Origin of the sequence: Streptomyces sp. AcH 505, from assembly GCF_000818175.1 — a bacterium.
Taxonomy (GTDB): domain Bacteria; phylum Actinomycetota; class Actinomycetes; order Streptomycetales; family Streptomycetaceae; genus Streptomyces.
The window spans coordinates 3,936,802-3,941,344 of sequence record NZ_JTIY01000001.1 but is presented as its reverse complement, the minus strand read 5'-3'; the positions used below and the strand labels follow the sequence as shown (position 1 = coordinate 3,941,344).

The window sequence follows — 4,543 nt, the reverse complement described above, 5'->3', positions numbered from 1 at the left end:
CGCTCGCGCGCGGGGTCGCCCTCGGACGTCTCGCCGGTCAGATGGCGCGCGAGGAGGGTGGCCCCCGCCACGGCGCCGGGCATCAGGAAGACCGCGACGACCGGGACGAGGAAGGCGAGCGTCAGCGGGACGCCGAAGCCGAGGGTGAGCATCCGGCGGCCCCGGAGCATCCGGAGCCGTTCCCGCAGCTCGATCCTGCGGCGCTGGAGCGCGACGGCGGTCAGCTCCTCGGCGAGGAAGAAGCCCGAGACGCAGAAGCCGATCGCGGGGACGACGGTCTGGCCGACGACGGGGATGAAGCCGAGGCCGAAGAACAGGATGCCGTAGAGCGCGACCCGGACCAGGATGCGCAGGCTGTCCCTCGCGGAGATCCACAACTCCCGCCAGAACGGCCCCGACTCGGGCACGTCGCCGCCCTCGGCGCGGTCGACGGCCTCGGACAGCGACTCGTAGAAGGGCTGGCCGACCAGCAGCGTGACCGCGGTGAAGGTCACCACGAGGAGGAACAGGACGAGGGCGAAGATCAGCACGGTGAAGGCGTCACGGAACAGGCCCTGCCAGGGCGACGACCAGTCGTCGGCGAAGGGCGTGGCCCAGGCCGCCAGGTCGTCGGCGCCGTAGACGAGCCCGATCAGGGCGCCCGCGTACAGCACGAGCGTGACCAGACCGGGCAGCAGGCCGAAGCCGAACCACCGGCCGTGGCCGAGGACCCAGCGCTGGCCCTTCATCAAGTACCCGAAACCCGCCCCGAGATCATGCATACGTCAAAGCCTATCGGCTCGGTGCCTGACAGGCTCCTGACGAACGGGACGGGGGCCCGGCCGGAATCCGGCCGGGCCCCCGCACGGTGTCGCGGCGTCGCGCTGTGCCTGGTGCGGCGGGGTCAGGCGACGGAGAGGTCGACCTTGATGTTGCCGCGGGTCGCGTTCGAGTACGGGCACACCTGGTGCGCCTTCTCCAGCAGGTCCTTGGCCGTCGCCTCGTCGAGCGTCGGGAAGGAACCGATCAGCTCGACCGCGAGGCCGAAGCCGCCGGCGTCGGTCTTGCCGATGCTGACCTTGGCGGTCACGGTCGACCCCTTGATGTCGGCCTTCTCCTGGCGGGCGACGACGCCGAGCGCGCTCTGGAAGCAGGCGCTGTAGCCGGCCGCGAACAGCTGCTCGGGGTTGGTGCCCGCGCCGCTGCCGCCCATCGACTTCGGGGGGTTGACGGTCACGTCGAGGTTGCCGTCGTCACTGGCGACCCGGCCGTCACGGCCGTTCTCCGCCGTGGCGGTCGCGGTGTACAGCACGTCGATGTTCTGGATGCTCATACTGGTGCGTTTCCTTCTGCTTGTACGCCACGGCTCGCGCCCACGGACCGTGCCGGCCTGGGTCCGAGCCTAACGCGTGGGAGTTCAGGAGTGAGCTGACGGGCCGACGTCAGAGGCCGACGACCATCTTTCCGGTGTTCTCGCCGCGGAGCATGCCGAGAAACGCGTCGAACCCGTTCTCGATGCCCTGGACGACGGTCTCGTGGTACTTCAGCTCGCCGGATTCGAGCCAGCCCGCGACGTCCTTCACGAACTGCGGCTGGAGCCCGAAGTGGTCGACGACGAGCATGCCTTCGAGGCGCAGCCGCTTGCCGATCACCAGCGCGAGGTTGCGCGGCGCCGGGGTGGGCTCCGTGGAGTTGTACTGCGCGATCATCCCGCAGATGACGGCCCTGCCGTGCAGGTTGAACGAGGAGAGTGCCGCTTCGAGGTGGTCGCCGCCGACATTGTCGAAGTAGACGTCGATCCCGTCGGGGGCCGCCGCCTTGAGCTGGTCCCTGACCGGGCCGTTCTTGTAGTTGAACGCCGCGTCGAAGCCGTACTCCTCGGTGAGGAGCCTGACCTTCTCGTCGCTGCCCGCCGAGCCGATGACCCGGGCGGCGCCCTTGATCTTGGCGAACTGGCCGACCTGGCTGCCGACGGCGCCCGCGGCGCCGGAGACGAAGACCGTGTCGGTCTTCTTGAGCCCCGCGACGTCGAACAGGCCGGCGTACGCGGTCAGTCCCGTCATGCCGAGGACCCCGAGATACGCGGAGGCCGGGGCGAGCGCGGTGTCGATCTTCGTGGCGCGCTCGGCGGGGAACTCCGCGTACTCACGCCAGCCGAGGCCGTGCAGCACGTGGTCGCCCACGGCGAAGCCCTCGGCCTTCGACGCGATGACCTCGCCGACGGCGGAGCCGTGCATCGGCTTGTCCAGCTCGTACGGCGGGGCGTACGACTTCACGTCGTTCATCCGGCCGCGCATCGCCGGGTCGACCGAGAAGAACAGATTGCGGACCAGGATCCGGCCCTCCCCCGGCTCGGTCACCGGGACCTCGCGCAGCTCGACGACCGACGGCTCGGGCCAGCCGTGGGGGCGGGCTACCAGATACCAGGCGCGGCCGGACGTGGGAAGTGCGGTCATGGGGCGGGGCCTCCTCAAGAAAGATCAACGACGATGAACCGTACCGATAAGCTTCACCATCTGAAACAACCATGCACCTGGATATTTCATGCTGTCAAGCAAATGGGTATCCTGATGCCATGGCCGCTTCCCGTACAGACCCGCTGACCCTTGAGGTCGTCCAGCTCATCGGCGATGTCGTGGCCCGCTACTACGAGGAGTACGAGCTGGCCGCGGCCAAGCACTCACTCACCGGCGCGCAGGCACGCGTCCTGGGTCTGCTGTCCCTGGAACCGATGCCCATGCGCCGGATAGCGCAGAAGCTGAAGTGCGAGCCGTCCAATGTCACCGGCATCGTGGACCGGCTGGAGACCCGGGGGCTCGTCGAGCGCCGCCCGGACGCGGGCGACCGCCGGGTGAAGCTCGCGGCGCCGACCGAGAAGGGGCGGCTGACGGCGCGGCAGCTCAGGGAGTCGCTGGACTTCGCACGCGAGCCGCTGGCCGGTCTCTCCACGGCGGAGCGCGCCGTCCTGCGCGACCTGCTGAAGCGGATGCTCGGCATGGACGTCGCCGTGTCGGCCCTGTAGTCGCCGCGGCGCGTGTAGTCGCTGCGGCCGAGCCCCTCTAGGCGCACCACCAGAGGATGTGGGTGCAGTCGTCGGTCTCCGACGGGGTCGGCTCCGGGTCCGGGTCCGGCGGGGGCGGCGCCTGCGAGGTCGGCTCGTCCGCCGGTGTCGTGGCCCCGGGGCTCTCCGGTGCGGACTCGCCGGGAGCGGGGGTGCCGGTGGGACGTGGCGTGGCCGACGTACCGGGGTCGGCGGACGCGTCGTCCGCCGGGGCGGAGGCGTCGGCCGACGCGTCGGCGGAGTCCGATGCGCCGGGGTCGCCGCTCGCGCCGGGTGACGCCGACGCGTCCGTGGCCTCGGCCGTACCGTCCGCGCCCGTGGCAGCGGGGTCTCCCGGCTCCGCGGGATCCGCCGGGCCGTCCGAGGCGTCGGGGCCGCCGTCGAAGTCGACGGGGTTCTCCTCCTTGACGGAGGTGGCGGAGCGCTCGGCGGACGACTCGATGGCGAGCTGGGCGAGGCTCAGCCCGGCCGCGGCCAGGACGAGCCCGAGCACGCCGGCCGTTATTCGGCGCTTGCGCTTGCTGCGCTTCCTGCGGGGTCCGGTGCGCCGGCGGCGGTGCGTCCGTACGTCCTGTCCTTCGGCACCGTCCGTACGGTCGTGGCCGGCCACCAGCAGCTCGTCGTCGCCGGCGTCGTCACCGGTGCCGTCAGCGGCTTCGTGGGCGACTTCGTGGCCGGCGTCATCGGCTGCTTCGGCGCCGGGCCGCGGGGGGGTGTGGGGGGTGTGCTGTCGCAGCTCCTCCGCGGCTGTGCCGCATCCGGCGCAGGTCAACGCGCCGTTGAGGTGCCGACGGCACTGGTAGCAGTAGTCCATGGCGCTCGCAGATTATGCAATCGGACGTCGCCACAGGCGGGCAGGACTGTAAAGATCTTGTGTGGAGTACCGCGCGGCGGATGGGCAGGATGGCTCCCATGACATCTCCGGGGTCCTTCGGACCGCTCCAATTCCAGCTGGTGCTGCTGCGCCGGATGGCCGACCACCAGCCGGAGCTCGTCGACGACGCCCGCCGTGAACTCGGTGTGTCGCTGGCCGAGATGCGCGAGGCCAACCGCCGCTGGCAGGCGATGGTGCGCTCGCCGCGCGGGCGCGGTTCGCTGTCCCGCTACCGCTCCGTACTGGGGCCGCCCGAGCGGGTCGAACAGCGGAAGATCGGCGATCTGGCGTGCGAGGCGCTGCTCTGGCCGGTACCGCTCTGGCCCGACCTGCGCTTCGAGGTCATGGTGGCGAACGGCTCGGCCGTGTGGAACGAGTGGCTGGTGAGGGCGCCGGGCGCGGCGGGCCCCGAGCCGCGTACGGCCGAGGACCTGCGGCCCTGGTCCTGCACGGTGGACGAGGTCGCACGCGCGTTCCCGCCGGCCCGGCCGCTGGAGGGCACGGCCCCGACCCGCTTCGGCCTCGGCTTCACCCTGCCGGACGGCCGCGCGGCGGTCGCGGAGTTCACCTGGGGCCTGCTGCAACGCTGGTCCGCCGCCTAGGGCCTGTCGTTCGGATCAGGCCGGATC

The 4,543-nt window shown here is 71.3% G+C and carries 6 protein-coding genes; 2 read left to right on the top strand and 4 right to left on the bottom strand.

Going from position 1 to position 4,543, the window contains the following annotated elements:
• From HY68_RS17990 to HY68_RS17980, 3 genes are all read right to left on the bottom strand, one after another.
• The coding region (locus HY68_RS17990; RefSeq protein ID WP_063779656.1) for an EI24 domain-containing protein at nt 1-761 on the bottom strand (761 nt) is incomplete at its 3' end.
• Nucleotides 762-883: 122 nt separating this feature from the next.
• On the bottom strand, nt 884-1,312 hold the full coding sequence (locus tag HY68_RS17985; protein WP_041990093.1) for an organic hydroperoxide resistance protein: 429 nt from the start codon (nt 1,310-1,312) through the stop codon (nt 884-886).
• A gap of 109 nt (nt 1,313-1,421) precedes the next feature.
• On the bottom strand, nt 1,422-2,435 hold the full coding sequence (locus HY68_RS17980; RefSeq protein WP_041990090.1) for an NADP-dependent oxidoreductase: 1,014 nt from the start codon (nt 2,433-2,435) through the stop codon (nt 1,422-1,424).
• Between the two features lie 119 nt (nt 2,436-2,554).
• On the opposite strand from HY68_RS17980, the gene HY68_RS17975 reads away from it, so the two are divergent.
• On the top strand, nt 2,555-3,001 hold the full coding sequence (locus HY68_RS17975; RefSeq protein WP_041990087.1) for a MarR family transcriptional regulator: 447 nt from the start codon (nt 2,555-2,557) through the stop codon (nt 2,999-3,001).
• Nucleotides 3,002-3,038: 37 nt separating this feature from the next.
• Here the strand turns inward: HY68_RS17975 and HY68_RS17970 are convergent, their stop codons facing one another.
• Nucleotides 3,039-3,854 (bottom strand): hypothetical protein, encoded by an 816-nt coding sequence (locus HY68_RS17970; RefSeq protein WP_041990084.1) that lies wholly within the window; start codon nt 3,852-3,854, stop codon nt 3,039-3,041.
• Between the two features lie 98 nt (nt 3,855-3,952).
• On the opposite strand from HY68_RS17970, the gene HY68_RS17965 reads away from it, so the two are divergent.
• Nucleotides 3,953-4,516 (top strand): hypothetical protein, encoded by a 564-nt coding sequence (locus tag HY68_RS17965; protein ID WP_241778606.1) that lies wholly within the window; start codon nt 3,953-3,955, stop codon nt 4,514-4,516.
• The last annotated feature ends 27 nt before the right edge of the window (nt 4,517-4,543 follow it).